Source organism: Enterobacter cloacae complex sp. SYL003 (assembly GCF_049236925.1).
Lineage (GTDB): Bacteria > Pseudomonadota > Gammaproteobacteria > Enterobacterales > Enterobacteriaceae > Enterobacter > Enterobacter intestinihominis.
Genome location: NZ_JBMKJK010000022.1, coordinates 23,172 through 49,380 on the forward strand (window position 1 = coordinate 23,172; position 26,209 = coordinate 49,380).

23 protein-coding genes are annotated in these 26,209 nt (G+C 42.1%); 13 read left to right on the plus strand and 10 right to left on the minus strand.

The features are described 5' to 3' along the window. Window positions 1–755: 755 nt before the first annotated feature. Window positions 756–3,212: an Ig-like domain-containing protein gene (locus ACOT1A_RS21190; protein WP_001232713.1), complete on the minus strand. Its 2,457-nt coding sequence runs from the start codon at window positions 3,210–3,212 to the stop codon at window positions 756–758. A gap of 372 nt (window positions 3,213–3,584) precedes the next feature. Between ACOT1A_RS21190 and ACOT1A_RS21195 the strand changes: the two genes are divergently transcribed. After that, on the plus strand, window positions 3,585–4,211 hold the full coding sequence (locus tag ACOT1A_RS21195; RefSeq protein ID WP_000966518.1) for a hypothetical protein: 627 nt from the start codon (window positions 3,585–3,587) through the stop codon (window positions 4,209–4,211). Window positions 4,212–4,268: 57 nt separating this feature from the next. Here ACOT1A_RS21195 and ACOT1A_RS21200 read toward each other — a convergent pair whose 3' ends face one another. The 5 genes from ACOT1A_RS21200 to ACOT1A_RS21220 form a co-directional block, all read right to left on the minus strand. Continuing rightward, window positions 4,269–4,550, minus strand: coding sequence for a hypothetical protein (locus ACOT1A_RS21200; protein WP_000535423.1), 282 nt, complete (start codon window positions 4,548–4,550; stop codon window positions 4,269–4,271). Continuing rightward, window positions 4,537–4,980 carry a hypothetical protein gene (locus ACOT1A_RS21205; RefSeq protein ID WP_001805248.1) on the minus strand — a complete coding sequence of 148 codons (444 nt, stop codon included), beginning with the start codon at window positions 4,978–4,980 and terminating at the stop codon, window positions 4,537–4,539. The genes ACOT1A_RS21200 and ACOT1A_RS21205 overlap by 14 nt, the downstream gene beginning before the upstream one ends. A 60-nt stretch (window positions 4,981–5,040) precedes the next feature. After that, window positions 5,041–5,217, minus strand: coding sequence for a hypothetical protein (locus ACOT1A_RS21210; RefSeq protein WP_000070862.1), 177 nt, complete (start codon window positions 5,215–5,217; stop codon window positions 5,041–5,043). Next, complete coding sequence (locus ACOT1A_RS21215; RefSeq protein WP_000096325.1) at window positions 5,214–6,905, minus strand: DUF4942 domain-containing protein; 1,692 nt, start codon at window positions 6,903–6,905, stop codon at window positions 5,214–5,216. The genes ACOT1A_RS21210 and ACOT1A_RS21215 overlap by 4 nt, the downstream gene beginning before the upstream one ends. Window positions 6,906–7,152: 247 nt before the next feature. Beyond that, on the minus strand, window positions 7,153–8,316 hold the full coding sequence (locus ACOT1A_RS21220) for a hypothetical protein (RefSeq protein ID WP_000114860.1): 1,164 nt from the start codon (window positions 8,314–8,316) through the stop codon (window positions 7,153–7,155). Window positions 8,317–8,685: 369 nt separating this feature from the next. Here ACOT1A_RS21220 and ACOT1A_RS21225 point away from each other — a divergent pair, with 369 nt between their 5' ends. After that, window positions 8,686–9,498 (plus strand): DNA adenine methylase, encoded by an 813-nt coding sequence (locus ACOT1A_RS21225; protein WP_001121574.1) that lies wholly within the window; start codon window positions 8,686–8,688, stop codon window positions 9,496–9,498. An 8-nt stretch (window positions 9,499–9,506) separates the two neighbouring features. On the opposite strand, the gene ACOT1A_RS21230 is transcribed toward ACOT1A_RS21225, so the two are convergent. The 4 genes from ACOT1A_RS21230 to ACOT1A_RS21245 all read right to left on the minus strand — a co-directional run bounded on the left by ACOT1A_RS21230 (window position 9,507) and on the right by ACOT1A_RS21245 (window position 12,581). Further along, on the minus strand, window positions 9,507–10,361 hold the full coding sequence (locus ACOT1A_RS21230; protein WP_000970401.1) for a hypothetical protein: 855 nt from the start codon (window positions 10,359–10,361) through the stop codon (window positions 9,507–9,509). Between the two features lie 234 nt (window positions 10,362–10,595). Continuing rightward, entirely contained in the window at window positions 10,596–11,312 is a 717-nt protein-coding gene (locus ACOT1A_RS21235; RefSeq protein ID WP_000838219.1) for a zinc finger-like domain-containing protein, read from the minus strand. After that, the gene (locus tag ACOT1A_RS21240; RefSeq protein ID WP_000594930.1) at window positions 11,309–11,509 is read right to left on the minus strand and encodes a hypothetical protein; all 201 of its coding nucleotides are present in this window, start codon (window positions 11,507–11,509) and stop codon (window positions 11,309–11,311) included. The genes ACOT1A_RS21235 and ACOT1A_RS21240 overlap by 4 nt, the downstream gene beginning before the upstream one ends. Before the next feature lie 19 nt (window positions 11,510–11,528). Further along, window positions 11,529–12,581, minus strand: a complete 1,053-nt coding sequence (locus ACOT1A_RS21245; RefSeq protein ID WP_001065778.1) for a hypothetical protein — start codon at window positions 12,579–12,581, stop codon at window positions 11,529–11,531. A 476-nt stretch (window positions 12,582–13,057) separates the two neighbouring features. Between ACOT1A_RS21245 and ACOT1A_RS21250 the strand changes: the two genes are divergently transcribed. The 11 genes from ACOT1A_RS21250 to ACOT1A_RS21300 all read left to right on the plus strand — a co-directional run bounded on the left by ACOT1A_RS21250 (window position 13,058) and on the right by ACOT1A_RS21300 (window position 24,693). Beyond that, complete coding sequence (locus tag ACOT1A_RS21250; RefSeq protein WP_000594611.1) at window positions 13,058–13,933, plus strand: RepB family plasmid replication initiator protein; 876 nt, start codon at window positions 13,058–13,060, stop codon at window positions 13,931–13,933. Between the two features lie 1,148 nt (window positions 13,934–15,081). Then, complete coding sequence (locus ACOT1A_RS21255; protein WP_000423602.1) at window positions 15,082–15,435, plus strand: hypothetical protein; 354 nt, start codon at window positions 15,082–15,084, stop codon at window positions 15,433–15,435. A 17-nt stretch (window positions 15,436–15,452) separates the two neighbouring features. Next, window positions 15,453–15,803 carry a type IV conjugative transfer system protein TraL gene (locus ACOT1A_RS21260; RefSeq protein ID WP_001447770.1) on the plus strand — a complete coding sequence of 117 codons (351 nt, stop codon included), beginning with the start codon at window positions 15,453–15,455 and terminating at the stop codon, window positions 15,801–15,803. An 11-nt stretch (window positions 15,804–15,814) separates the two neighbouring features. Next, entirely contained in the window at window positions 15,815–16,603 is a 789-nt protein-coding gene (locus ACOT1A_RS21265) for a TraE/TraK family type IV conjugative transfer system protein (RefSeq protein WP_000783153.1), read from the plus strand. Continuing rightward, window positions 16,603–17,874, plus strand: a complete 1,272-nt coding sequence (locus ACOT1A_RS21270) for a TraK domain-containing protein (RefSeq protein WP_000592092.1) — start codon at window positions 16,603–16,605, stop codon at window positions 17,872–17,874. Before ACOT1A_RS21265 ends, ACOT1A_RS21270 begins: the two co-directional genes overlap by 1 nt. Window position 17,875: 1 nt before the next feature. Beyond that, window positions 17,876–18,337 (plus strand): plasmid transfer protein HtdO, encoded by a 462-nt coding sequence (gene htdO / locus ACOT1A_RS21275; RefSeq protein WP_000521242.1) that lies wholly within the window; start codon window positions 17,876–17,878, stop codon window positions 18,335–18,337. Beyond that, window positions 18,327–19,682: an IncHI-type conjugal transfer protein TrhB gene (gene trhB / locus ACOT1A_RS21280; protein ID WP_000351841.1), complete on the plus strand. Its 1,356-nt coding sequence runs from the start codon at window positions 18,327–18,329 to the stop codon at window positions 19,680–19,682. The genes htdO and trhB overlap by 11 nt, the downstream gene beginning before the upstream one ends. Before the next feature lie 7 nt (window positions 19,683–19,689). Continuing rightward, window positions 19,690–20,172, plus strand: coding sequence for a hypothetical protein (locus tag ACOT1A_RS21285; RefSeq protein ID WP_000377632.1), 483 nt, complete (start codon window positions 19,690–19,692; stop codon window positions 20,170–20,172). A 118-nt stretch (window positions 20,173–20,290) separates the two neighbouring features. Then, window positions 20,291–21,043: a protein-disulfide isomerase HtdT gene (gene htdT, locus ACOT1A_RS21290; RefSeq protein WP_182911723.1), complete on the plus strand. Its 753-nt coding sequence runs from the start codon at window positions 20,291–20,293 to the stop codon at window positions 21,041–21,043. 9 nt (window positions 21,044–21,052) lie between these two features. Then, complete coding sequence (trhV, locus tag ACOT1A_RS21295) at window positions 21,053–22,003, plus strand: IncHI-type conjugal transfer lipoprotein TrhV (protein ID WP_001022588.1); 951 nt, start codon at window positions 21,053–21,055, stop codon at window positions 22,001–22,003. Window positions 22,004–22,011: 8 nt separating this feature from the next. After that, entirely contained in the window at window positions 22,012–24,693 is a 2,682-nt protein-coding gene (locus tag ACOT1A_RS21300; protein ID WP_000387412.1) for a TraC family protein, read from the plus strand. The last annotated feature ends 1,516 nt before the right edge of the window (window positions 24,694–26,209 follow it).

The window sequence follows — 26,209 nt, forward strand, 5'->3', positions numbered from 1 at the left end:
GGAGGCAGCGGGGATCTCTTTTGATCTATCAGGAACACTAAGGTACTAATTATTGGAACTACCTTGTGGAAAATGGGGATAAATAAATGCTTAGTTCTTATACAGGTCTCAACTTGCCTCCCTGATAAAAACTGTCGTCAAAGCTAAATCACAGCCACAGGCATTTTCGGTGGATAAATTTTTGAGAAATAGAAGCATACATGCAGACTCGTGTCGCAAGTAATTGAAAGTAATAATTTATTTAAATAATGCGAGTCACCTTACCTTACAGTGGAAGTTTAAGTCTAACCTCACTACCATTGTCACTTAAAATCATTACCAACGTCGAAATAGTCTCTACCATTGTCTTTTAAGTCACTCCCGTTGTCACTTATGTCGCTACTGTTGTCAGTGACAATGCTCCAGCCCAGTAACCATGCGGCCTACAGCGTACCGGGATCTTCTTTGTACTCTCTGGCACCTTTGGGATCATTTATTGGATCTACATGAGGGATAAAATCTTTTGACGATTTCGTAGTGCAGTTATACCAGCGACTTAGCAAGACAAAAGCTGCAATTTAGTGACGAGTTACTAGTCTGCCCAACAAGAGCAATGCAGAGAAGATATGTGGTGAAATGACCATGGTAGTGAGTCTAATCACTACCATGGTCCGCAGTAAGCGTTACTTACGCAATGAACGTCGGACTGATTTGCAACAACATGGGCTACGGCGCATCAGAAGACGGCCGTTGTGCTTCAGCAAAACAGCCCTGCTTTATTTTAATTCTTCAATGTTAATCATGAACTCAGATCTGCCTGTAAGGCCGGATACAGCAGGGAAAATAGGAAAGCTACGGCTGTCCCCGAGCCCCAAATCCAGTTGAAGCTCTTTGCTTTCACCTGGCATCGCAGAAACACCATTTACAGTCACGCCGAATGCAGCGTCCTTACGGACAGTAAGCACTGCGTCCTGAAGCCCTGTAGCGATTGAACCATCCTTTTTACGCAGCTGGCTGGCATACAGAACAGCCAGAGGAGTATTGTCAGATGTTTTGAGAGAAGCATTGACAGCTAAGGTTTTCAGATTCTCTAGCCTGACGAGATTGTTTGGAAGGTAGTTAAATTCGACTGAGCTTTCTTTAACGTTGTTCATCTCATCTTTGGCCTGAACTGTGAGAGTGTATGTTTCGCCTTCATTAAGAGACGGAAAGATCTTGGGATAATTAGGTGCATACAGGTTGTTTCCCAGATTCACCCAAGACAATTCCACCGCATCAGAAACAGGGCCACCGCGAAGAGTCATACGGCTTAAGGATGGTTTAGTTAGAGCATCGGTGAGCTGTATACGGACGTTCTCCAGCCCATATACTGTTACGTTTTTGCTGATCGGTTTTCCTTCGTAGCTAATACTTACAGATGGTGCTGTATTATCAACGACAACAGTTTGATAAGGGAGGTTACCGGTATTGTTGAATGTATCTTGGGCATTAATTACCACGTTATAACTGCCTTCTGGTACCTCTTTCATGTTGAACTCATACGTGTAGTTCCCAGACGCCATATTTCTACCTGTTTGTTTGCCGGTTACGCTTATTTCTGCGTTGTTACGGTTTTTATCTGACAACCAAACTCGATTTACATAAACATGGTCGAAATATGAACCATCTCCAGGTTGATTCACGTAAACCTGGAGAATGTTGGTGGTTTCAATGTAATCAAATCCAGTGACGGAGGGACCCAGTGTATGCCAGGCTATATTCTCCCATATAGGGGCAAAGAAGGTTGCTTCGGTGGTTGACCTTACTTCATAGCCACTATGAAGATAGCCGGTAGTGCCATTTATAATATCCTGGGGCAAAGAGACGGTACAGGTTGTTGAGCCAGCTGGAATACTGCATGTTGCTCCGCCAGTGATTTTTTGATCATATGGCCTAGCCTGTACATTGAACCGGATATTAGTAAGTTTTATAGGCATATCAGATGCCTTGAACAGGTTCCAGTTTACGCTGTTGAACCATGTTCCATCAGCCTTTTGTCGTTCTATGGGTGAACTTCCCCAAGCCGGACTCTTTACAGAGGCAGGATCCCAGTTGAGCCAGCTGGCATACTGACCAAGATCTCCTCCAGACCATTGATATGTATTCACAGGTCTATAGTAGTTTCCATCTAAGGCACCCTGTGGCAGCTTAACTTCCACGTAGACATAGGTGGCATCTTCGGAAAGGACCTGTACTCCGCCATAGTTATTGGTAATGCTCATGCCACCATTTCGATATGGCTTCCAGTTAGTTCTTGGGATACGTATAACCAACTTGTAGGGGTTTTCCAGCACTGTAAGGCCTCGTTTAAACGGGACGTATCCCGAAGAAATGCCGGGTACAACACTGGTGCTTACACGTGAGTCATGAACTGCAAATGGCGTAAATTCTCCCATTTGATCGTCATATAAAAACCGCTGGGGAGGAATGTTAAGCGTATTTCCTGCCAGGTCCGTAACGATGAAATTGAAGGTGAATTCTTCATCAAGATCACTTGAGGGCATGCCAGCCTGGGTGTTCATATCTTTAATCCACGGATAGAACGCACGTTTATTGGCTGTGTCATAACTCAGGTTATTGTCGGAGACCACAGAACCATTACTTCGTTTAATGACAAGACGGATCTTGGCAATTCCACTAGCATCCTCAATACCGTCTGCAAATATAGAAAACTGGCCACTACCGCCTCGGCCCAACTCCCAAAGTGGCCCAGAAAGTACCATGTCGTAACCTGCGTTTTGACTCGGATAAATACTCTTATAGCGTGGAGGAGTTGTATCAACGATGAAATGATAAGTAGATGTGCTCACTACAGTCTGGCGAATATCCAGAGTTTCATTGACTACAGTAAAGGTCCCTTCTCCGAGCGCCGGTAGAACCATATCCTTTCCATAGTATTCTGTTCCATCGGCAGCAACGATACGATCTGCAACGCTCGTTTTGGTCGAGACGGAGGAATACATAACCTTTTTATCGCTGTCTCGTGTGACCGTCACTCGCTCGTACCGATCAAGACCCGATATCAAGTTCAGAGTCAAAACACCAGCGGGATTAAGATATGTTTGTGTTGCAGGCTTAATATTCCGAACAGCCTTATTGGTATCTGTAAATGAGTAGCTAAATACCTGAGCATGTGCCGAAGATACAGTAGCAAGGGCAGTTGCAACCATGCAGCCAATTAGAGTTTTACGCATATGATGCTCCGGGAATAGGTTATAGCCTTATTCTACGGATTCAGCCTACAAGGTCCGGTCGGATAAAGTGATAATTTGCCTGTTAAAAGAGACATCAAGTGAGAAAGCAACCAACGTACAGAATGCAAAATGGCGGCAGTGCATCTGGATGACGCAAAAGTAACTTTTTGTACCCACTTTTTTGGATTTTAGCCTTCAAAATGAGTATTCAACCAATCATAAAAGTAACTTTTGATAGACGCTGCTCCTTTATGTTTGCCAATTGTGCTGATATGTTTTTAAATTCAAGGAAGCGAGATTTTAAAAGCATCTGTTGAGTCAAATTTATGTAAAATAACAGGGTAACCATCACTTCTAGGTTGAGGAAACCCAATGTTATACATGCTCTTATGCTGTTTTCTGATGCTCAACAGTACATTCGTTATGTTCAGAGCAATGTCTGCAATAAGTAAAGGATCCGCTAAAGAAAACCGGTCTGAAATATCGCTGATAGTCCTAGCAACACTTGGAATTGCATCACCATTCATTGTCGCAATGATTACTATTAATGAAAGTATGACATCTAAAACAGTAACAGATTTTTCTTTGGGTGCTCAGTGGTCCGGAATGGTTTCAGCGGTAGCGCTAATGGGGTTATATGCTCGACGCGTTTGGAAAGAGAAGAAGTCCTTATTTACTGGCGCTTTCCTGGCCTCTTCCTTAATGGCCTTTATTTTTACTGACAGCCTTGTTTTCGTATCCCAGAAGGACACCGGCGTTCTGGCTACTTTCGTACTCGATAAAAACGCTGGAGATATTGATTGTAGTCGCCCGGCTATGATTGTCCATTACAGTAAAGGTGTTCCAACGGACTGGCGTTGCCCAACCAGTATCATGTTGATGGCGTATTCTTCATATCCTTTTTTACCTTGGCCTGAGTATAGCCATGGTACCAGCCAGTCTCTTACGGTTGTTATTGATACATTTATGGAAAACGCTGTTAATCTCAGTCAAAAATAATAAATAAACCTCTCTAGTGAGAGGTTTTATAAACCTGAGCCACCAATCTAATTAACTCTATATTTTTGTTTTAGCTTTTTTAAAGGTAGACTTACCGAATAAAACAGCAATTATAGAGCAAAGGCCTGGCGTTAGGACAAAAGCTAATAATGCACTGCCAAAACTTGTCATTTCAGGCACCACGAACCAGCTGATAGGCCACGTCAGGGCAGGTAAATTTAGCGGATCATAAAGCGCATGTAGAGCGCTTAACACACAGTAAAGTGCTAAAAAGCAAACTAGATAAACAACGATCCACATTTTAATTTGCTCAGCAATTTCAAATTTAGGACTGCCCATGCTTTACCTCAGTGGCTGAATATTGATGGTTAATATCTTTAATCACCCGTAAGCACTTAGTGCATACCTTAGTTCGATTTGTCTGCTTGTCCAGAGTGTATTTAACTTCAAGTTGACCTCCAGCATTAAGCAAAGTGAGCATCTCATCTTCTAACACGCTTCGGTAAATGGTCTTGTCCGAGAGTGTGCCCGGTAACGAGTACTCAACATAATTGTTTGAAACTCTTACCGATTTAGGGATTTTACCACTGAGCTGGATTTCATTCGTTGAAGGCATTACAGTTACTTTAATCACAGTTGCCGGTGACCAGAAATCCTGATAACGCACTTTATGAATTTTATCAGCTCTAAGGCCTAACCACACATTTCCGGCGATAAGAACAATAAGCAATCCATAAACTGATCGTCGAATGTTACGCCTTTTAATCACAATGTCCCCCATCCCTCAAATATCATTCTAAATAACTGCACCAGGATATCATGAGCGTAATTAAAAGAATTCTTCATAACCGGGGTTTTCAGTTGAGTTTGCGGACTCTTTACTTTGCGGTTTCTCGCCCTCTATTTGAGTATCCCTGACAGGTTTGGATTTACCCATGCTCCTCTGAAAGGTATCCATAACAAACTCAATATCTTCTTCTGGCAGGCTGGTGGGTTGGTTGCTCATAGGACTTCCTCTTGTTGAATACGTTCGGCGTACAGGATGCGAACCGAAACGGTCGTGTTTTCAAACTCGTTCTCAAAAACGTCCATCCATTCCGTCCGGAATTCTTCCCCCAGAAGGTTATCGAGCCCCTGAAGAGATAATGGAAGAACGGCTGCTAGAGATCCCCCGGCTGCGAGATGAGATGCAGCTGCCTGGAGATGCAGCCTGGCCCGGTTATCGGCAAAAGGTGGGTTCATCACGACATAATCAAACTTCTTCTGTTGATTAGACTTAGACCATGTGAGGAAGTCAGCTTCTGTCGTATCGTATCCCTTAGCCCGGGAGATAAGGCAATTCAAAGTATCAAGCTCGATGCCAGTAACGATCACACCGGCAGGGAATGATTTAAGCAAATCCGCATGGCCAATATTAGGCTCCAGGAGGGTATCCCCTTCCCCTGCACCGAGCAGGGAATATACATATTCGCTGATTCGGCAAGATGAAGGGTAAAACTGATGCGATACAATATCAGGCATCTCCCCTATCTGGCCGATGTAACGAATAACCTCACACGGATCATAGGAAAATGTCACATCGTATTTTGTTACTGTTGCCCCTAAGAACCGAAGGGTGTCAGCGGCAACACTCGAAGATTTGCGTTCGGCGAGAGACCCTAAAGATGTCCAGCAACTCCATTTATTGTCCCCGTCATTTTTAAACATTAGTTCAGAAAGCTGCATCCGGGTATCAAAGTCGATGCACTGCTTAAGTACAGGGAATGCCTCCAAAGATTTCTTGCTATGAGCCATGCGGTCGGCAGGTAATGCCAGCGGTACGATAGCTGATAAAATATTGTTAAGCCGCTCGGCGATATCAGGGTGGACGTCAATATGCATTGATCCATTTTTGTAAACCCTGAAACGAATACTGTTGCCATCGATGCAGATCCATTTTCTGAACCCCTCATGTTCGACCAACGCCTCAACCAATGATTTGGTGTTATGGATCGCCTTCACCTGTTCGCCACGGAAGAATGCGCATATAACGCGGAGCTCGCTCAGTGGTGAAATGCCAGACTCTTTAAAATCCACCCTTAATTTCTGCCAGGGGTATTTAGACGGCTCGCAAACTCCGGTAGTGATCATGCGGGTGGAGAACCCAAAAGCTTTGTTTGTCTTATGACTGCGGCTCAGAGACTGGAAGACGTCGTAAACCCTTTCTTTAATAAATTGATTGCGGTCATTAAGCAAAGCAACGACTGTGCCTACTACAGCGTCAGCTGTGAAATCAGGGATCACCTGAGGCGGCATAATATAGCGGTCGGCCGTAAACTGCTTATCCCATTCGTTACGTTTGGCATCCGACATGATAGGCAAAACATCAGTGAGTGCCATAACGCGTTTCCAGTATTCAGATCTCAGAGCGTTTTCCGCGAACAAGGCATCCGCTTCAGAGATACTGTGGTTGTAGCCTGAGAGATAAGAATAAAGTTTCTGGTGATTGTGGGTTTTGAACTGGACAGCCATGTGTTTCAACAAGCAGAGTTCATCATTATAGGACTCAACAAGATCCGCGATAATGCCGAGCTCTTTGCGCATATCTGGAAGAAATGTTTCAGAAGAGCTAACCACCAGGCTATGAGAGGTTGTTAAAGCCAGTACGCTGTGACCTGCATTATCGGGTTTAGCTTCAGAATCAAGAGATGACATTTTACCGGTCCTTTAGAAAAAACTTTTACCAGGATAGCAACGTCGCTCTGTAACCTAATAGGTTCAGTGACACGAAAAAGTTTTTTATGTCTCTGAATAAAACTTAAAGATGTCAACTCATAGAAAGAAGCAAAAAAAAAGCCCCGCATAAACGGGGCAAGAACGATACATGGAGGTTTAAAAAAGGCGGGCAAAAAGCCTGAATCCTTAATGACTCTGACAAAACCAACACTTTGCCAAAAGTAAATTATTCTGCGTCCGGCTGTGGGTCAGTATCCTGATCGGTCTCTTCCCCTGCCTTCTTAGCATTTTTTTTACGTGGGTATTTTGGCTTCTCACCATTAAGTTTTGCCTGACGATTCTCCGCACGGCGAAGCTGCTTGTTCTCTGATTCTGTGATCTCTTTTGAAAGATTTCTCAGCATCTCCAGAGTACTGCGGTTCAACGTAATGTTGATTTCTTCGTCAGCACTTGAATCTGTCATCTCCGGCAATTCAATATCCCCCAGTTTCTGTAATAAGCTGGTGGTGATGAGTTTGACGCCTTCTACGGCTTTTGTGGCAATAACCGGCGGAATCCGTGCTGGCTTGAAGTCTGAAGGTCTGACTCGTACCTGACCATGTTGGGTTTTTTTCACCGTGATGCCATTCGCATCGGCCTGCTCAAGTTCCGCGATCATCTTCTTGATACGTGAAATTGCTTCTGTTTCACCGAGCTCATCGATCAGTGAAAGCACGTTAACATACGAAATAGCGTCAGCATGAATCCATTTCTTGATAACAACAGAACAGGTTGTCAGGCGGATAAGAGAACTGATGGTCGTCGGGCTTTTATTTTCACGTTGAGCAATTCGTTCGAGTGACCAGCCAGCAAGAGAATGTAGGCGACGATAGGACTCGCCAAGCGCAACAGGAGAAAGCGCAAGACCACGGTTACCATCAATGGTCGCGAGCTCACAGCCAATTTCATCTTCTTTAATCTCAACGCAAAGGATTGTGATGTCATGATCTTCATCACATGCCATCATTGCGGCTTTTAAACGGCAGTGCCCCTGGCGAACAAAAGGTACCCCATCAATGACACGTACTCGGATAGGGTCTACATAGTCACCTCGAATGTAGGCATTCTTGATGTTGTAGATGTGTTCTTCAACCTCAGGGAGCTTATAGTAATCGTCACCCATTCCCATTTCGCGGGAGTTGAAGCCTGGCGTGACCTGAATTACTGAAGGGTGGATAGCCCATGCTTTCTGGTCACTTACTTCAGTACAAAGTTCAGGGTTTGCATCACGGAACTGTTTAAGCCCAGTGACGTAACGACCTGTGCCAGTAACTACTGAAAAGGCAACATGGGCCGTTTTAAAGACCTTGTCATTAGCTTGCTGTGTAGGTTCTGTCAGTAAAACACTCATAGGGGCTCCGTTACATTTTTCTGCTTACTTTCTGCGTAGCGGGGATACTACCGAAAAAAAAATCCATAATTTTTCGCAAAAAAGGTACTTTTTGAGCCTATTCTGATTTTTCACAAAAAAAGAGGGCTCCCCATTTCTTGTGATGGCATCAAAATCGCTTCATAAACAAAGACATAAATCCAAAACATAAAGTTCAGGTATCAGTGAGGAAAAATCTTATAAATCCGCAATGCTGAAAGTCAAAACTGTGCGTCTTAAACAACTTTTTTTTGCTCCCTAAGTTATTAGTTAAAGCCCGTGGTTAGGTACGATACCAGCACCTAAATTTCTCTCTCAGGTATAGACACTTTGACTCGACATCTCAGACACATGCCGATAATCAAATGGGCTGGTGGAAAAACGAAACTGATGCCTTTCATCAGCCATCACTACCCACACGATCATAGTTGCCGGTGGGTAGAACCCTTTATAGGCGGTGGTGCCGTTTTTCTGAACATGTTTGCACAAAATGCATTGCTTGCAGATAGCAATCCAGACTTGATCAACCTATACAGGACTATTCAAAGACAGAAAACTAACTTTATAAATCAGGTCCAAAACCTAGCGGATAAAACCTTTGTCGAAAAGGACTACTATGAGATGAGGGACCGTTTCAACAAAACCTGTATTTCTGGTCAACCGCTTCAAAGAGCGGCTTTGTTTTACTCCCTGAATCGCCTGGGCTATAACGGTATGTGCCGCTATAACTCAGAAAGAATCTATTCAGTGCCCTGGGGGAAACATACAGAACTGAAGCTTGACTTCAATAAAATAGACTACCTTTCATTTCGTCTTTCAGGTATTGAACTGATCACCGCTGGTTTTGAGGAGACTCTGGCCGCAACCGGCGAAGGAGATCAGATTTATTGTGATCCGCCATATGACAAAACAAGCAAAACTAGTTTTGTCAGTTACGATGGTAAACCGTTCAGCCAAAGCGACCACGTGCTGTTAGCAAATATGCTCGTTGACGCTCACAGAAAAGGCGCTGCTGTTGCGATATCAAATAGCCTGACACCATTCACTTTGGGCCTCTATGAAGAGCGTGGATTCGTCATACACAGACTCAGCGCTTACCGATCCGTAGGAAGTAAGCCAAATACACGGAAAACGGAAACAGAAATACTGGCCGTGCTGAAATAGAGTTAATTCTAATCAACGGGGCTAATCCATTCCTGAAAAGTTAATACCTCAGGGTGAGTTCGTTGAACATAAGGTATAAACTGAAGCTCTTCTATTCTCCGGTCGCCCCTCTTTCCTTCGCAAATAAATGAAATGAGTCCTTGCTGAGAAAGCCCAGTAAGGACGCTCATAAGTCTTATATTTAGAGTTTTAAGCTGTAAGTCGTTATTAATGTCCTCCACTTTATGAGAGCTCTGGCCTGAACGTTTAAGATACTCGTAAACCATGAAATTCGAATTTCGTCGTTTTAACAATTTTTCGGTTATGCATTCCTGAATGAAACCGCCAAGAGCATCTAAAAGCGGACTGAGAACTACCGGGAAAGTTAATGTGTAACTTTGAGAAGTTTTAGACAAAGTAAATGAATTTAGAAAGCTAAAGTTAAGTCTCTTTTTTGAATATGGAGCGTAAGCGACAAGAGTAGTTGACATAACAGTAAGTAAAGCTTCAAGATGTTCCACTGTTATTAATGTGGTTTTATCTGTATTTCTTAGATTATGGAAATCAATAAACGCTACTCTTGAACGGCTAAGCCAATCTTGTACTTTAATGTCGATAGAAAATTGCGATATATGATTTGAACATTCATTTTGGTTGATAGGGCATGCAGACGAAAGATGGTTATGGATTATCATGCATAGCACAAAAAAAGGAAATCGGCAGGCTGTGGGGCATTGAAAACCGGTTAAAGAAAGCTTAGACGTTTCATATGCGCTTACCGGAAAAGTAACTTTTCTTAACGTTGGCTTTGACGATGTTCTTGCATTTTTACAAATGAAACCGAGACCCAGATCATTGTGCATTTTAAAGTCCATCTCCATCATCACCTTTTAGCCTTAACTGTATGGTATTGGTATACAAAAAATTAAAAATTATAATTAATAAGATTATCATTTTTTTACTATTGAAAAGGTTGTGATAGAGGGGAATTTAAATGTAAAAGATTTATACTCGCAGATCTTTATGAGGGATAAAACCCATTGCGTAAGCAACAATATTACGTGAGTGAGTCCTAACGACAGTTTAAGTCTTGGCTCTATATTTAAGCAGTAAAACATTTAACTGTCTTGGAGTTTACTTAACTTAAAAACTGTTATTGCAGCATAATTTTTCGAATCAAAATCATAGAATTTTCTGACTTTTCCAGTCAAATGATAACGTTCACCCAATAAAATGTGATCCTGTTTATCGGCCGTTAAAGCGATCCCGTCATTTCTAACTTTACCAGTAAATGTAAAAAAATAACTCCCTTTACTTTTTGCGTACGCGGCCCTGACTTCAGTAAATGTTAGTTCAATGCTTATGACCTGGCCGATATTGTAGCTATGTTTTAAAATTTCTTGTTCATTTTCCGGAGTTTCAGACAACATCACATCAAAGGTTGTAAAGAAACAATCCAGCTGGCGTTCTGTCAAAAAACGGTTATTGTCTAGTTGCGCCAATATACTATTAGAAAACTTAGTGTTAGCCTTTTTTGCTTTCTCAATAAGTACGTGGTTTCTGGATTTCCATGCTTCGAGTGTTGGGTTAACACGCAGTTCCGGAATGTTATCGAGAAAGGTAATTGGCTCTAGTACCACTAATTTTTCAATAATGGGTCCAACTGTTTGCACCCCATGACACTTTTCACATACATCAGCCCCTTTGTGGCCTGTGCCCGCACATTCGTTACATTCTCTTTCGATAGGTGCATAATAATTTCCATCTCCGTTAAGGGATACATTCACTGAGGCTGGTACCATATGACCATCAAGAGTAAAGAAAAGAGATTTCATTTTCGAAACACCTCCAAACGTGCCTCTACGATTGCTACAGCTTCTTTCACAGTTTTTTCATAGTGGTCATGCCCTTCAGGAAATTGGTCAAAACGTTTACCGTGTTCTAACTCTTCCATGTTGCGTTTAAGGACTTCATGAGTTAGAAGCAAATCATTATAATTATCGATAAGAGTCAGCTTTATAGGTTTAATCACTCAACTAATCCTCGGTTTTTTATTCCTTAAGGAGATCTCGAATTTCCAGAAGCTCTTCTAATTTTGGTTTAGAAAGAATGATTGCTGTATTTTCGTCGTTAAGTAAAGACAATAAAATATTTAGCTTTTCATCATTCAAGATTATTTGAACACCATCATCAGAAAATATTACATTTTTACTATCAACATTTTTGAACAAGTGTGCACTATCTCTACCAAATTTTAGTTCTGTTTGAGTATTCGTTATAGATTCCGTATGTGTACTTTCCACAAGCTCAAGAAATTCAGATTTTAGCCGTTCTGTTTTCTTATGCGAGAGGCGCTTAATACCCAAAGTCTTACGTGTGACTGCCGAATTTTTCTTTTCTGGTCCGCCTTTATTTAAGGTGTCTGGTCCTGCTCCAGCTGCATTGTGTTCAGGTATGCCTACAATTTTGCTCGTTGTAGTCTCAATATTCTTAACGCCAGGTAAGAAACCTTCTATATGTTTTAAAACCATTTTGTGATCGTTGGAATATTTTAACATTATTTCAATGGCGAGCGTTTTTTTGATTAGATTTAGGCTAATCAAACGTTGAAGCTCTAATGGCATATCAAGGATTTTTAGCATATTACGAATTGCGGTAGTTGATCGTTGATATCGCATTGCTAGTTCTTCAACCGAATACCCGAGACTAACAGCATGAGCTAATGCATGAGCTTGCCCAACCGGATTTAGCCCATTGCTTCTGTTACCATCGAGGTTCTCAAGGTATTCTTCAATTTCGTTTTTATAATCGATTAAGATAACAGATAATTTTGGAATATTAGCACCTTCAGAAATTGCTAATTTTAAGCCATGAAAACGAGTATGACCTTGACGAACTAAATATTTACCTTTTCTTTTTACGACCTTGATCATATCAACCTGCCTTCCTTCCTTAAAGGCTTGTTTGATTGACACAATCATCGATTTGACAGGTTCTTGTTCGTAACACAAATCTCCGATTACCGCCTCTCGGGGATTAAATCCCTTTTCAATTTCAACTAGATTAGTATCCACTTCAATGACTGTATGTTTGCTGTTGTTCATATCTTCCTCCTGTTTACTACATGATACATGAACCTCAAATTTGCCAAATAGGGCTGATACATCTAAAAGGTAAACTCAAAAAATTTGCTTAATAAAATTAAAATAAAAACTGTCTTGAATAAAACAATGATAGTAAACCCACTTTCATTTCCGTTTGCGATCTGTAGATATTGATAAAGGAGCGCTATTCCTTGTTTTATATGGACTTATCATTGTTTTCAACAGGTTAGATCAATTCTTTAGATCACTAAAGATCAATAGAGTTCAAGTAAAGATCACGGCATCTTTAACTCATTGATTATAGTAACTTTATGAAAGGATCCGGCATTCGGATGCATGCGAAAAGCATTTGAATGAATAAGGAAGGCATTTACTGGAATGCTTATGGCATTTAGGTAAATGCGTAAAAAGCATTTGCAAGAATATGTTATAAACAGTTTGCCAAATGAAAATCTTATCACCGACGAGTTAAGTTAATGATTAAAAACAACGAGTTAATCCATCCTTTTGACGTAACCAGTAATGAATCAGGTAAGACTTATCAACTGACGCCTAACTCGTCCAAGTCGGTTCAGCCCGTGGCCCTGCTGAGATTGAGTGTATTTACCCCTGTCGGCACAAAAGAAAACCGCGACCGAAACTTTGAAGTTGATGCCTCTGATGAGCTTTCGTGTATGGAAATTGCAAGATCGGAGGGTTATGACGACATCAAGATAACTGGTGTCAAACTATCTATGTCTACCGACTTTAAGTGCTGGCTCGGGATCATCATGGCTTTCAGTAAATATGGTTTTACTTCCGAGAAGATTAGCCTGACTTTTAACGAGTTTGCGAAGATGTGTGGTATCAGTTCAACAAACATCAACAAACGAACTCGTGCGCGCTTTAAAGAGTCATTAATGAACCTTGCATCGGTAGTGCTTGCCTTCTCAGACTCTCGTAGTGGTCGGTTCACAGTAACGCATCTGGTGCAGAAGGCTATGATTGATCCAAAAAGCGATACTGTTGAGCTGGTTGGGGATCCTTCTATGTGGGAACTGTATCGTTACGACCATAAGACATTGTTAAGCCTTCAGGTTCTATACATTTTGGCTAAAAAAGAAGCTGCGCAATCTCTCTATATTTATTTTGAAGCAATGCCAGCTGGTACGTTGTTCGTTAATATGAAACGGTTGAGGGAAAGGTTGCTTCTTACAACCCCTATTCGTACGCAAAACCAGATAATTCGTAAAGCAATGCGGGAACTTGAATCTATCGGATATCTCGATTATCAAGAAGTTAAGAAAGGTCGCGACATACAATTTCAGATCTTCAAAAGAAGCCCTAAGCTGGCCCTTGCCAAACAAGGTTGAAAGCTATCTGGTATGCACTGGTTATAACCTGCTGAAAAATAAGTTATTTATCAGTGCTATGCTTAGTGCTTCTTTTACTACTGGTCTTACATCTCGGCTTAATGTGCAAAAAAGTAACTTTTCAAACGAACTCCTGACTATTCATCTGTATGCCTTTCTGACTCAAGCGTACATGCTAGCCCATTCATTAAATGCCGTTGAGCAAGATGGTTTCGTGCGCACTCTATTCACGTGAATGCCTTTTGTGGATTACGCCTCTTACATTCATACAAATGCTTTTGATGTCGGTATCCCAAAAATTCATTCATTGAAATGCTTTTGTTTGCCACTGTATCCCGAGCATAGCTATGCAGTGGTATAAAAAGGCATTTTGGTGAATGGCATTAGGTCGAATGACACACAGTTCAGCTTTGTTAAGAGCGAGAATGGTCCAAGACATCTATGACATTGGGCATCAGAAGGACTATGTGCTTGATATGAGATCAAAAAAATATCAGAAGCATCACAACTCCAATGGCATTCAAAGAAATGCCTTTGTTTTGTTAGTACACCAAACAACCCAAAATTCATGCAGTTATATCAAAGACTCATTCGCAAAAGGACTCAGCCAGAAAGCATTTGCTTAAATAGCATTGGCCAAAAGCATTCGAATGAATGATGTTCGTATGGACAAGACAAAGTCCCACTCACGCCCAGAGGTGTAAAAGGCATTTAGATGAATGACGCACCGGCCCGAGGATTGTATGTAGTTTCTCCAACTGATAGTTGCCGAACCAGGGAGCACAGTGATATGCGGCCTTCTCAGAATCAAGAGATAGATAATAAGGGAACAAAAAAGATTAGATATGAAGCTTAGTTACCTGCCCGATATCTAGTTAGAGCTTTTCAAACCATCAAAAGTGACTTTTATGCTTGAGGAGTCTCATCAGCTTCAGGATTGAGCTTAACGTAATCTTACCCCCTCCCCTCTTTCAAACTTTTACTAAGCGTTCACTGGTACCTTTCAAAGATTATGCTTTAGGCCCTTTGCTTAAAAATTCACCAATCGCTAAACGTTAAAAAAAGGGGGTTTATGCGAACGGAAGGATCGGAATAAAAAAGTATTATTCATTCGCGTTTACGTGAACTCAAATCTACACGGAGTAATTATGGAACTTTCTTTAAATATTGGCCTTAGTGAAAAGAAATCTAACACGGCTGCACTTTTTAAAACAAAAAGCGCAAAAGTGATTTTGTTTGTTCTGCTGACCGTGCTTTTTTGCGGTCTGGCATATGCGGGTTCAGATGATGGGGCACTGGGAGATATTTGGTCATACATGAGTGAAAGTATGACTGGAGCTCCGGGCAAAATTCTGGCAGCCGCGATGTTGATCTCAAGCGTATATTTCTCTGTCCTTAAGCCTAACCCGGGCCTGGCACTGGTTTCATTATTCATGATGCTGGTAATGGCCAACGGCGAGAAAATTATCAGCACCTTTATGGATGCTGGCGTACCGCTGTAATTTATTGTTAATCATGCATGAGGGGGTTCATCCCCCTCTCTGGATTTTTAATGAGTAAGCAGAACGACGTTCCTCAGCATACCTATAGATTCCCTTTCAGGATCAACATGCCTCTACTGATTTTGTTTTGGGATGCCAAAAAATTAGGGCTTGCATTCATTCTGGTTGCATTTGGGAATATCTTCGAATGCTTCGGGTTTTCTGTTGTAGCAGCGGTTGTGTATTGGATTGCGTATAACAAAGCAGCTGAGTCAGGAATAAGAGGATTGCTAAAACACAAACTCTGGTGGCTCGGTTTTTTGCCAGGTAAAGCAGTTTTTAGTAGCCGTTATTTCAACGATCCATTTATCAGAGATTTGTATTCTTGATGGAGCTATGAATGAAAATGCTAAGTGGCATTAACATCCCTTTTTTCAAAAAATCTAAAAAGGATGAAAACGGTGATCTTGAACAGTCATACGTAAAGAAAGATGAAAGTGCTAAGGGACGTTTTTTGGACATTAAAAAACGATTTAGCCCACAAGCTGAAGCGTCAGGTGCTGGAATTACATACAGCGCCCTGATTAATCGTGATACAAAACTTATCCGCATTAATACTGTTTCAATAGCCGTCATTGGGTTATTGGTTGCAAAGATTCTTTTTTTCACTGACCCAGTGACGATTGTTACCCCTCCAAACATGAATGAAGAGATCACGGTTGTTGGTAACAAAGCATCGGAATCTTATAAAACACAATGGGCTCTCTTTTTTAGTACCCTTTTAGGGAATATTAATCCAACTAATATTTCCTTTGTGACGGCCTATGTCCTCGATGCCCTTTCACCTGAACTACAGGCTAAAACGAGTGAGTCTTTACAGGAGCAGATAAATATCATGCAGGCTCGTGGTGTTGAGCAGACCTTTAAGCCTAATGATATTTACTTTGATCCAAAAAATGACATGGTCTATGTCTGGGGTACCAAAACGACTCGACTTGTAAATGTTCCGGACAAAACTGAATCATCGAAATGGACTTATGAATGGGTTCTCGGGATGAAAAATGGTCGCCCAAGAATTGCATATGTAAATCAATATTCCGGAACACCGAATATTAAAAAAATTACGATAAACGGCAAAGAGCAACTGGCAACGCTGGATAATCCGCCACCGTCTACAGGTAACAAGTGATGATTAAAAAAAAGGGCTTAGGCTTCAACGCAATTACAGCATTGATCATGCTCACGACTTCGAACTGCGTAATCGCTGAAGAATACCAATTGCCAGCAACAATTAATAACCCGGTTGTAATGCCAGTTGGTGCTGACGGATTTCAGAATGGAGCTGCAAAAGCCATTATTCCGGGTCAAGCTGGTTCTGAACAGTCAGGTGCACAAACAAACCTTAGTGAAGCCGGTAATGCGCAGGGACAAAAACCTACAACTGATCTCCCTACCGTGCAACTTTCCCCAGCCAGCAATGCTTCGCCTGCGGTAAGCGCTATTACTGGAGCATTATCAAATAATCCTAGTCTCCCCGGATTTGACGCACAGACCCGATCTGGTGCAATTGATAGCTATGGGAGACCAACAGGTACCTCTTCCCAGCAGAATGCAACCAATGCGACCGCCACGTCAAAAGCCGATGAACTTTATGTCGAAGCTCGTAACCGATATAAAGAAGTTCAGCGTGTAAATGTGCCGCCTGGTGGGAATGTGGTACTGCCAGTTTCACGAGGACTTCAAAACAGAATATCGACCAGCTTCAAGAATGCTTCTGTCAGTACTTCTACCCCTGCTGAAGAGGCAAGCATATTTGTTAATGGTGGCGATGTCTTTATTTCAACTAATACCGATAAACCAATCGGGATTATGTTGTCTGAAGATCAGGTACCTGAATCGACCTATAACCTGACCCTGGTACCGCTTGATGTTCCCGGTGCGATGATTTCAGTTACTACATCTTTAAGCCCATCTATGCAAGCCAAACGTGAAACCTCATTGGATAAGCAAAACTATGAGGAAATGTTGGCCCGCTCCCAGTCAGAAGAACTGGCTCCAACGGATCCAAAACAAGACGATCATAAACAAAGAATCATTGATTTATTGACTCCTGTGGCTCTTGGTGAGGTCCCTTCAGGATTCAGTTTACAACAGGACCGACTTTCTCGTATTCCTGCGCCAGAGCAGTCACCATGTAACTTTAATATGTATGCAAAGCTCGGTCAGAGACTGGTTGGCTCACGTGAACTTATTGATGTAATTCTTGTGAAAAACGATAAACCATACGGTCAAATCGTTGCTGATCAGCAGTGTATGGCAGAAGGCGTTATTGCAAGTGCTTTATTTGATAAAGCATACCTGCAACCGGGAGAAGAAACAGAGCTTTACATAGTCCGGGATAAATTGTTCAAGGAACGCGAGGCCCGGGTTACAACCAGACCAAGTCTAATCAGAAAATAATATGGGAAAAGTTACTTTGCCTGCTCTGCTTGGGGCCACCGTGATTGGTTTTGTCGTATTTGCTTTAACCAGCTTTTACTACAGGTCAGAATATATACCAAAAAGGAGTGTATTAATCGTTCCGGACGCACCCATTAGTATCGAAGATGGCAGTAACGCTTTTCCCGTTCAGACAGTAATAATGAACGATCCAACTCTTATTGATAAATTTGTAGGAGAGGGCAATATTAATGAGGAGAATGCTTTTGACTATCACAAAAGTAACGTTTTGGAACCTAATTACAAACATGAAATATCTAGAACGAGCCAGATAGATAAAGCTGAAATGAATCATCCATCTGTTCGTGAAAACTGGGCCAGAGCAGGTGAACCCTATATCGTTCCTCAGATGTCTGACAGCGAACGAAATCTAAAAATTAAACGATTCCAGAAACCTACAAGTGGAGCTAATCATGGACATTAAAAAGGCCTGGGAAAATAAGACCGTCAGACTTTCTGTTATTGGCGCTCTGCTGGTAGTGATTGTTTATATTATTAGCCAGTCTATTTTTTCCACACCAGTTAAGAAAGAAAAGAAAACACAGAAAAAAGACATGCAGACCAATTTGTTGTTAGATGATTCGCAAATGAACAAATTGAGTAATGAAGAAAGCCAGAAAGTATATAAAGAAATGGTTAAGCAAAACCGACTTGACCAAAATGCGGCGAAAGAGGACCGCGAAAAAGCAGAAAAAGCCCAACAGGAAACTAAAGCCCAAGTTGCAAGTTTAACTTCTCAACTTCAGCAGCTGTCTCAGCAAATTAATGATATGCAGACAAATCGAAACGGCAATCGTAACTTGGATGCTGGTAGTTCGCGTAAAACGATTAATGAGCAGGCACCGGCAGCTCCTTATCAGCTTAATGCTAATGCGCCGATTAATGGCGTAAACCCTAATTACGCTTCTATCACACCTACGCGTAATAGCCCAATGAGAACAATCACACAAAGTTCCATTAAGACTAATGGTACCGATGGTGTCATTCAGGTTATGCCCGTGTCTGAAAACAGAATCAAGGAAGGCAGAGAGGTCATTGCAGGAGATAAAGCGCCAACTCGGACTGTACGAGGTGATGGTACTGCGCCAGTTGATAGCAAAGCGCGGCATGCTGCCCGAAAAGATGAAATGTTTCTTCCGGCAACATCTATTATCACTGGTGTTCTGATTACCGGGCTTGAAGCGCCTACAAGCCTTTCTTCCAAATCAGAACCAATGCCAGTAACGATGCGTATTAAAAAAGATGTCATCATGCCCAATAATTTCACCATGGATTTGCGTGACTGTAACCTTCTGGGTTCAGCTGTTGGTGATCTGGCGTCACAGCGTGCTTACATACGTGCCACTTCTATCTCTTGTGTTAATTCAAAAGGGAAAGCTTTTGACGTAAAACTGGAAGCATATGCTGTAAGTGAAAATGACGGAAAAAATGGGATCCGAGGCACGCTTATCAGCCGAAATGGTAACGCAATTGCAGGAGCTGCATTTGCCGGTGGACTTTCTTCACTTGCCGGTAGCTTAAGTCCCAGTAAGGTATCTTCACTTAACATCGACCCTAATTCACAGGCTCAGTATCAGTCCCCTAATTTTGGTGCACTTGGGGCATTAGCCGGGGCTGGTGCAGCTCAAGGTGGTCTTAATCGACTCGTCGATTACTACACCGCAATTGCAGAACAACAGTGGCCAATCGTAGAAATTAGCCCTGGCCGAGCTATTACATTTGTCGTTCAGACCGGAACTACAATTCCAACGAATCTGACCAGTCGCTGAGGTTTAAATGGATAGTTTAGAAAAAAAAGAATCGCCTGAATCAGCTGGACCTGAAATCACTAAAAAAATGGTGCGAGAAAGGACAACAAAAAAAATTACCTTCGAAATTGATATTGAAAAAATATTGAAGTATTTATTTTTCTTCGCCTTTGCCGTATTGGTCATTATTTATGGTTATAAAGGCTTTATGAATGTTTACGATTACTTCAATAAACAATCCCAGCCTTCGTACAAGATTGCAGTGCTTGACATGCCTGAATTACGTAAGGAATTTTTCAAGCATCACGGAGGCCGTACTGCTGACAATGATAGATCTCAATTCGAAGAATATTTCAGAACATTAATGAAGATCTACCGTGACCGTGGCTATTTAATTATTGATGCAACGCTTGCCGTTACTGTACCGGATAGTGTTGAAATCGTCACTTATATGGAACTTGAAGATAGCTCTGAAGCGGTACAATCAAGTTCTTATAATGCAAAGAAGTAGAGGGCACCCAATAGTGAAAAAGTTACTTTTCCCTTTAATGGCGGCTTTCGCCATTATGGCGAATACGGTCACTTATGCTTCAGAGCAGGTCCTAACTAATAGTGATGCTGCTGCGTTAATGGCAAAGGCAAAGGAAGGTGGCGTTTCACCCAGTCAGATCTCGGGTGTGTTATCAAAAATGAAAGGATATAAACCTAAGGATGCCATATACATTCCTTCTGGTGGGCTATACCTCTTTCAGGACGAACGTTCGCAGCTAATGGCAGTAACGACCGATGGCCGATACTCCCTTACTGGGGGAAGCCTTGTTGATGTAATTAAACGTAAACCTGTTCTGACTGTAGAAGAAATCAGGAATTCCTATTTTATTAGTCTTGATGAGGCCCCCTTCCCTCTGGAAACTGTAGCGTCCATTCCTCTGGGAAATTCAAAGCTTAAAAGACAAGCAGCCATTTTCATAACACTTGATTGTGACGGTTGCATGGAACTTGTTAAGAAATTCTATGCAGATCGGGACAAGTATCGGATAGATATTGTTTTAGTTCCCTCACCCGGTGAGCCAAAAGAAGAGCTTAGAAGGCTCTGGTGTAGTAAAGAAAAAGGAAAAATAAACAACCTCGATATTCTTCGTTGGCTAATGGGAAGCAAATCCGACATTGAAAAAAGATTGCTCTCTCAAAAAGAAGCAGAAGAATGTCCGGCGGAACCTTTGGTAGCGTCATTGATGCTCGCAGGAATTTATAAATTGCAGGGTGTACCTTCAGTTGTCAGACAGGATGGTTTGGCTGGTAATGGCATTCCAAAAGATTTCGACTACTGGTTGAACCAAAGCGTTGAACCTCTCTTAAAAAATCCATTTGAGACAAATTAAGGCTAGTTTATGAACATCAAAAGATTGGTACTCAGTGCTCTGGTTGTAGGTACATCCTCATATCTTACGGGGTGCTCCATCGGTAGTTCCGAATCCGAATGTCCAGGCATTGAAAAGGGCGTTATCTGTAAAGGTCCTCGCGAAGTTATGGAGTTAACTAATAATCGAGATGATCTGTCTGCACTGGCGGGGGAAGAGTCGGAATCGGGAAAGGAGAAATCGGCTGTCAATGACAGCCGTTATCCAACTGAAATTAGCCCTCCAGGGGAAGTCAAATATCCACAGTCTACTACCCTTAAAAATCAGCCTGTGGCTTATTCAAAAACCGAAATTAAGCCAGTTGGTCAGTTACCTGTCATGTACGATAAAACTTTAAAAATGGGTGCCCCTACTTCATCCATTGGACCACGGCCTATTTCTGGTGTACCGGTTAATTCAAACGTAAGGATGACTAGCAGTTATAGCACTGCCTCTTCAACTGGTAACCCTTTCGTTCATCCGGCTGCGGAAGTCGTTAAACAAACAAGCTATCCGGTTTCTGCTGGAAATGCCCCACGCTACGTTGCACCTAATTCTGATATCAGCCCTGGTAAGGATATGTACTCTCTTTACAATGGCCAGCCCGTTAACCCGACTCTCAACCCTGGGCAGATCCAGCAATACCGTTCGCAAGGTTATAAACAAGCTGTAGTGGCTCCTGAACCACTTGCTGTTCTGCAACAGGGGAAAGTAATGAGAATTACTTTTGCACCTTATACCGATGATAACGATGCGCTTAATCTTCCCGGCTACGTTTATGTCAACGTAAAACCGCAAACATGGATTGCTGGCAAGAATTCGACCTCAAACCCAGCTCGCATAGTTCCTTTAGAAGTACAGGATGCGGCCCGGGAAAATATGCAGCAGCAACAAAAAGCAACTAAAGCTGTCTCTTCGAACGGCATTGTTAGACAACTGTAAGGTCAAATATGGAAGCTATCAATAATTACAATAGCGGTTTAAATCGCCATCAATTAGGTGGGTTTATCCCTGTTTACGATCAATTAGCAGGGACTCACTATTTTTTGATTGATGGCAACAGATTAGGGTTTATGTTTATCTGTAATCCATCCCCTGGAGTTTTTGATAATCAGCAAGATGTTCTTGCTGAAATGTTCAAAATGGATTTCCCTACAGATACTGTCTGTCAAATATCTCTGACTGCATTGCCAGACCTGACTTTACAGCTTAGTGCTTGGTCAGCTGTGCGAGGTGGGCGTATGACTGGGAACGATAAGCTTAAAGCAGATCTGCTTAATGGTTATCAGTTGGACTACTACGACAGAAGTATGCATAAGCCTTTAAAACCTGATCATGATAACCTTATGTTGAGGGATTTTCAGGTATGGATCTCGCTATCGATTCCTTTACAGTCTGCCCTTCCTACCGAGCTGGAACATTCGCGTATCGATTCACTTTACTCTGAACTTGTAAGTAAGTTAATTACGATTGGATTGCATCCGTTTAAGGTCGATGCAGAAAACTGGCTCTATTGTATAGATAAGGTCGTAAACCCCGGAAAGAACTCCCGGTGGGCTGAAGGTTTCATAGACGTTAACACTATGAAAAGGCTTAATGAACAAGTTAACGTTCCCGGCCGTAAGTATACAGTCACAGAAAATCATTTCTCATCAGTCACACAAAGTGACGACGAATCTGAGCATCGTTACTTCAAACAACTTTCCGTTGTAAAGTTTCCTGAATACGTCAATTTCGGTTGTATGTATGAGTTAGTAGTTAACTGGATGCATGGACGTAAGACAATTTTCAGCCCATTTATGATCACTCAGACTGTTCAGTTTGCCGATCCGCTCAAGTTGTCAAAAGAAAACGTCCGCTACAAAGCAATCACTAATAAACAGGCAAGTATACCTTCAGTTGTCACATTCTGCCCTCGCCTGCGGGATATGGATAATGACTACATGGCCGTAACTCGCGAGCTTGAGGATGGCGCAAAGCTTTTAAGAGGGTATCTTACTTTCACTGTTATGGGTAGTAATGCCAATTCTGTGCAGACAGCAGCTAACGATCTCAAATCCTTTTACCTCGAAAGCCGGGTCAAAGTAGCAGATGATTCCTTTATCGTTTTCCCGTCATTTATGTCATGTCTGCCAATGTGCAATGACCCAAAGACAATTTTCGACCTTGACCGTTCCGAAGTAGTGAGCAACACCGGAGCGGCTCATATGACACCGATCTTTGGGCCCTGGAAAGGTAATACAGATAGACCAGTACTGAGTTTAGTTTCTCGTGAAGGTCAACTCATGGGACTTGATATTTTCAAGACTTCTGCAAGCTATAACATGGTTATTGGTGCAACGTCAGGTGCAGGGAAGTCATTCTGGACAGCATATCTAATCAATAACTATCTTGGAGCTGGACCGCGATCTAATAACCTCGTTCATTATCGCTCAACATTTAAGCATTTTTTAGAAAACGAATACCCAGATGATGATCCTGACGGTGCTCAAGTATTTGTTGTGGACGTGGGCCGTTCTTACCAGGGGATTGCGGAACAATATACAAACAGTCAATTTATTGATTTCGGTAAAACCCCTGACTTCACCCTAAATCCCTTTGCCTTCCTAACTGACATCACTGTTAACGACGATGTATTTAACGAAGCACCTGAATTTACCGGTGAATCAACTTCAAACGATGCAGAAAAAGACAAAGTTGCTCAGACCATAATGGTTTTGAATCAGCTAAAAATTATGGCTTCAGAGAAAGGCCTTATCGATGATTATCAACAATCAGTGATGCTTCAGCTTATTGCAGAAGAGTACCAAGAATCCAGAAAATCAGGTCGGACCGGTTCAATAACCGGCTTTGCTCTGCGTTGCAAGAAGCATGAAGACAAACGTATAAAGGATATTGGGGAGCAACTCGGAGCATGGTGCGAAGGTGGAATTTATGGGCACCGGTTTACCGATACGTTGCCTCCAATCAACTTCGACAGCAGATTTATTGTTTTGGAACTGGAGGAGCTAAAAGGCACCCCCCACCTTCAGACAGTTGTATTAATGTCTATCATTCAGGCTGCTCAGCATGCAATGTTCATCAAAAAAGATGGGCGTCGTCGCTTGTTCATCCTTGATGAAGCATGGGAGTACATTCGTCCTGATAATTCATCAGGTGCCGGAAATCAATCAAACCAATTCTTCTCTTCCTTCCTCGAAGCGGCATGGCGTAGGTTCAGGAAAACAAACTGCGCTGGCATCTGTATCACACAGTCGTTTGAAGATTATTTTACTTCTTCTGTTGGCCGGGCCCTGACTGCTAACTCGCCTTGGAAGATAATCATGAAACAAGAAAAAGAAAGCATTGAAGCAATGAAGGCTAATAAATATTTTTCTACTTCAGATGCAGAATATGAACGTATGAAAAATATTCGTACAGTCAAAAAGGTGTTTTCAGAGATGTTAGTCAGGTTCGAAAACTTCCAAGAGATCTGTCGGTTATACGTAGACCGGAAAATGGAGCTTTGTTTTACTACGGATAGTGCTGACAGGAGTAAATTATGGGAAATTCAAAGCCGCGAGAATTGTAGCTATGGCGAGGCAATAGAAATTCTCTATGCTCAAGAAGTAGCAGCGGGTTTGGCCGCGTAGAGTAAATATCTTCAAGCAAAAATAATTAAACCAGATGTCTCATAAGAATCTGGTTTTTTATTGTATGCCTTAAGTAAACAAATGAGGTTGTGACTTAATGAGTTCATCACTGTGCTGCAAATTTTGGTTTTATAATTAATGTGGTGTAAAAACAGTGACATAAATACAAATCGCAGTTAGGTTGTGTACGCATTAAGTAAACAAAATTTATAACTTCAATACTGACATTATAAGATGAAAATCACGTAAATTACATTTTTGTTTACCAAAGGTAATCAAAGTAGCGCGGCATTATTAGTGAAAACAGATCACTGGTGTCATTTTGCATACAAAACTTAATATCCTTTAATCATTCTTCTAAAAGTTTATTATTAACGGTTTGGTTTCTGAAAATTTATCCAATTTGCTCACCGAAGACTTTTAACTTATTTAACCCCCTTTATCGCCAAACTGTGATTTTCTAATGTTAGTCTACAGTTCTAGGGCCCTTGCTCCCATGATGCGAATCCTGCCACCTAATAAAGATTAACGCCTCATTCCTGTATGCCGGTCTTACGACGCCAGTGCACGGACTATTTTTGGTCATCACAAGGACAGGCGGGAGATTTAATCAGGGCGTGGTGTTGCTGAGCAGCAGCTGCGGCACTGTAAGCCGAAGGCGGAATTAACTCCTTTATCACCATCTGGGGACGTCATTATGGGTAGCCCTTTTAACTTACTCAGGACCATTAAGCTAAAATTCCGGATAGCGATTGACGTAAGATTTAGGCTAAGCAGGTAAAGTGATCCCCGCTCCCGGGGTGACAACTTTATACAAAAGGCCGAGCGGAAGATTGTCCTTAGGGAATATTTCTTTAACACAGCACGGGCACTTACTCACGCTGCCGGATTTAACCCCCTTAATCGCCAAACTGGGGTTCTGTCCTCATGCTGGCCTTCAGTTCTGGGCGGGGTTGCTATCACTTGCTCCCTAATGCGAGATGTACCTGCTGATACAGATTAACGTCATATTCCTGCGTGCCGGTCTGCCGACACCAGTGCACGGGCTTTTTTCGGTCATCACATTACCGGGCAGGAGATTTTATCAGGACGTGGTGTGACTGAGCAGCAGCTGGGGCACTGTCATCCGCTTGCAGATTTAACCCCCTTAATCGCCAAACTGGCGTTCAGTCCTGATAGTGTCCTTCCGTCCTGGGCAGGGTTGCTAACACTGGCTCCCTTAATACGAAATGCGCCTGCTGATAAAGATTAAAGTCACATCACTGCATACCGGTTTGCCGACTCCGGTGCATGGCCTTTTCCGATAATCACAAGGACGGACGGGTGATTATATCTGTGCATAGTATGTCTGAGCAGCATCAGAAGGCACTGTCAGCCACTGGCAGATTTAACCCCCTTAATCGCCAAACTGGCGTTCAGTCCTGATAGTGTCCTTCCGTCCTGGGCAGGGTTGCTAACACTTGCTCCCTTAATACGAAATGCGCCTGCTGATAAAGATTAAAGTCACATCACTGCA

Excerpts from the sequence above, each read along its gene's own strand:
- ACOT1A_RS21190 (WP_001232713.1), bottom strand. The coding sequence starts at position 3,212 with ATGCGTAAAACTCTAATTGGCTGCATGGTTGCAACTGCCCTTGCTACT.
- ACOT1A_RS21195 (WP_000966518.1), top strand. The coding sequence starts at position 3,585 with ATGTTATACATGCTCTTATGCTGTTTTCTGATGCTCAACAGTACATTC.
- ACOT1A_RS21200 (WP_000535423.1), bottom strand. The coding sequence starts at position 4,550 with ATGGGCAGTCCTAAATTTGAAATTGCTGAGCAAATTAAAATGTGGATC.
- ACOT1A_RS21210 (WP_000070862.1), bottom strand. The coding sequence starts at position 5,217 with ATGAGCAACCAACCCACCAGCCTGCCAGAAGAAGATATTGAGTTTGTT.
- ACOT1A_RS21215 (WP_000096325.1), bottom strand. The coding sequence starts at position 6,905 with ATGTCATCTCTTGATTCTGAAGCTAAACCCGATAATGCAGGTCACAGC.
- ACOT1A_RS21220 (WP_000114860.1), bottom strand. The coding sequence starts at position 8,316 with ATGAGTGTTTTACTGACAGAACCTACACAGCAAGCTAATGACAAGGTC.
- ACOT1A_RS21225 (WP_001121574.1), top strand. The coding sequence starts at position 8,686 with ATGCCGATAATCAAATGGGCTGGTGGAAAAACGAAACTGATGCCTTTC.
- ACOT1A_RS21230 (WP_000970401.1), bottom strand. The coding sequence starts at position 10,361 with ATGATGGAGATGGACTTTAAAATGCACAATGATCTGGGTCTCGGTTTC.
- ACOT1A_RS21235 (WP_000838219.1), bottom strand. The coding sequence starts at position 11,312 with ATGAAATCTCTTTTCTTTACTCTTGATGGTCATATGGTACCAGCCTCA.
- ACOT1A_RS21245 (WP_001065778.1), bottom strand. The coding sequence starts at position 12,581 with ATGAACAACAGCAAACATACAGTCATTGAAGTGGATACTAATCTAGTT.
- ACOT1A_RS21250 (WP_000594611.1), top strand. The coding sequence starts at position 13,058 with ATGATTAAAAACAACGAGTTAATCCATCCTTTTGACGTAACCAGTAAT.
- ACOT1A_RS21255 (WP_000423602.1), top strand. The coding sequence starts at position 15,082 with ATGGAACTTTCTTTAAATATTGGCCTTAGTGAAAAGAAATCTAACACG.
- ACOT1A_RS21260 (WP_001447770.1), top strand. The coding sequence starts at position 15,453 with ATGAGGGGGTTCATCCCCCTCTCTGGATTTTTAATGAGTAAGCAGAAC.
- ACOT1A_RS21265 (WP_000783153.1), top strand. The coding sequence starts at position 15,815 with ATGAAAATGCTAAGTGGCATTAACATCCCTTTTTTCAAAAAATCTAAA.
- ACOT1A_RS21270 (WP_000592092.1), top strand. The coding sequence starts at position 16,603 with ATGATTAAAAAAAAGGGCTTAGGCTTCAACGCAATTACAGCATTGATC.
- htdO (WP_000521242.1), top strand. The coding sequence starts at position 17,876 with ATGGGAAAAGTTACTTTGCCTGCTCTGCTTGGGGCCACCGTGATTGGT.
- trhB (WP_000351841.1), top strand. The coding sequence starts at position 18,327 with ATGGACATTAAAAAGGCCTGGGAAAATAAGACCGTCAGACTTTCTGTT.
- ACOT1A_RS21285 (WP_000377632.1), top strand. The coding sequence starts at position 19,690 with ATGGATAGTTTAGAAAAAAAAGAATCGCCTGAATCAGCTGGACCTGAA.
- htdT (WP_182911723.1), top strand. The coding sequence starts at position 20,291 with ATGGCAAAGGCAAAGGAAGGTGGCGTTTCACCCAGTCAGATCTCGGGT.
- trhV (WP_001022588.1), top strand. The coding sequence starts at position 21,053 with ATGAACATCAAAAGATTGGTACTCAGTGCTCTGGTTGTAGGTACATCC.
- ACOT1A_RS21300 (WP_000387412.1), top strand. The coding sequence starts at position 22,012 with ATGGAAGCTATCAATAATTACAATAGCGGTTTAAATCGCCATCAATTA.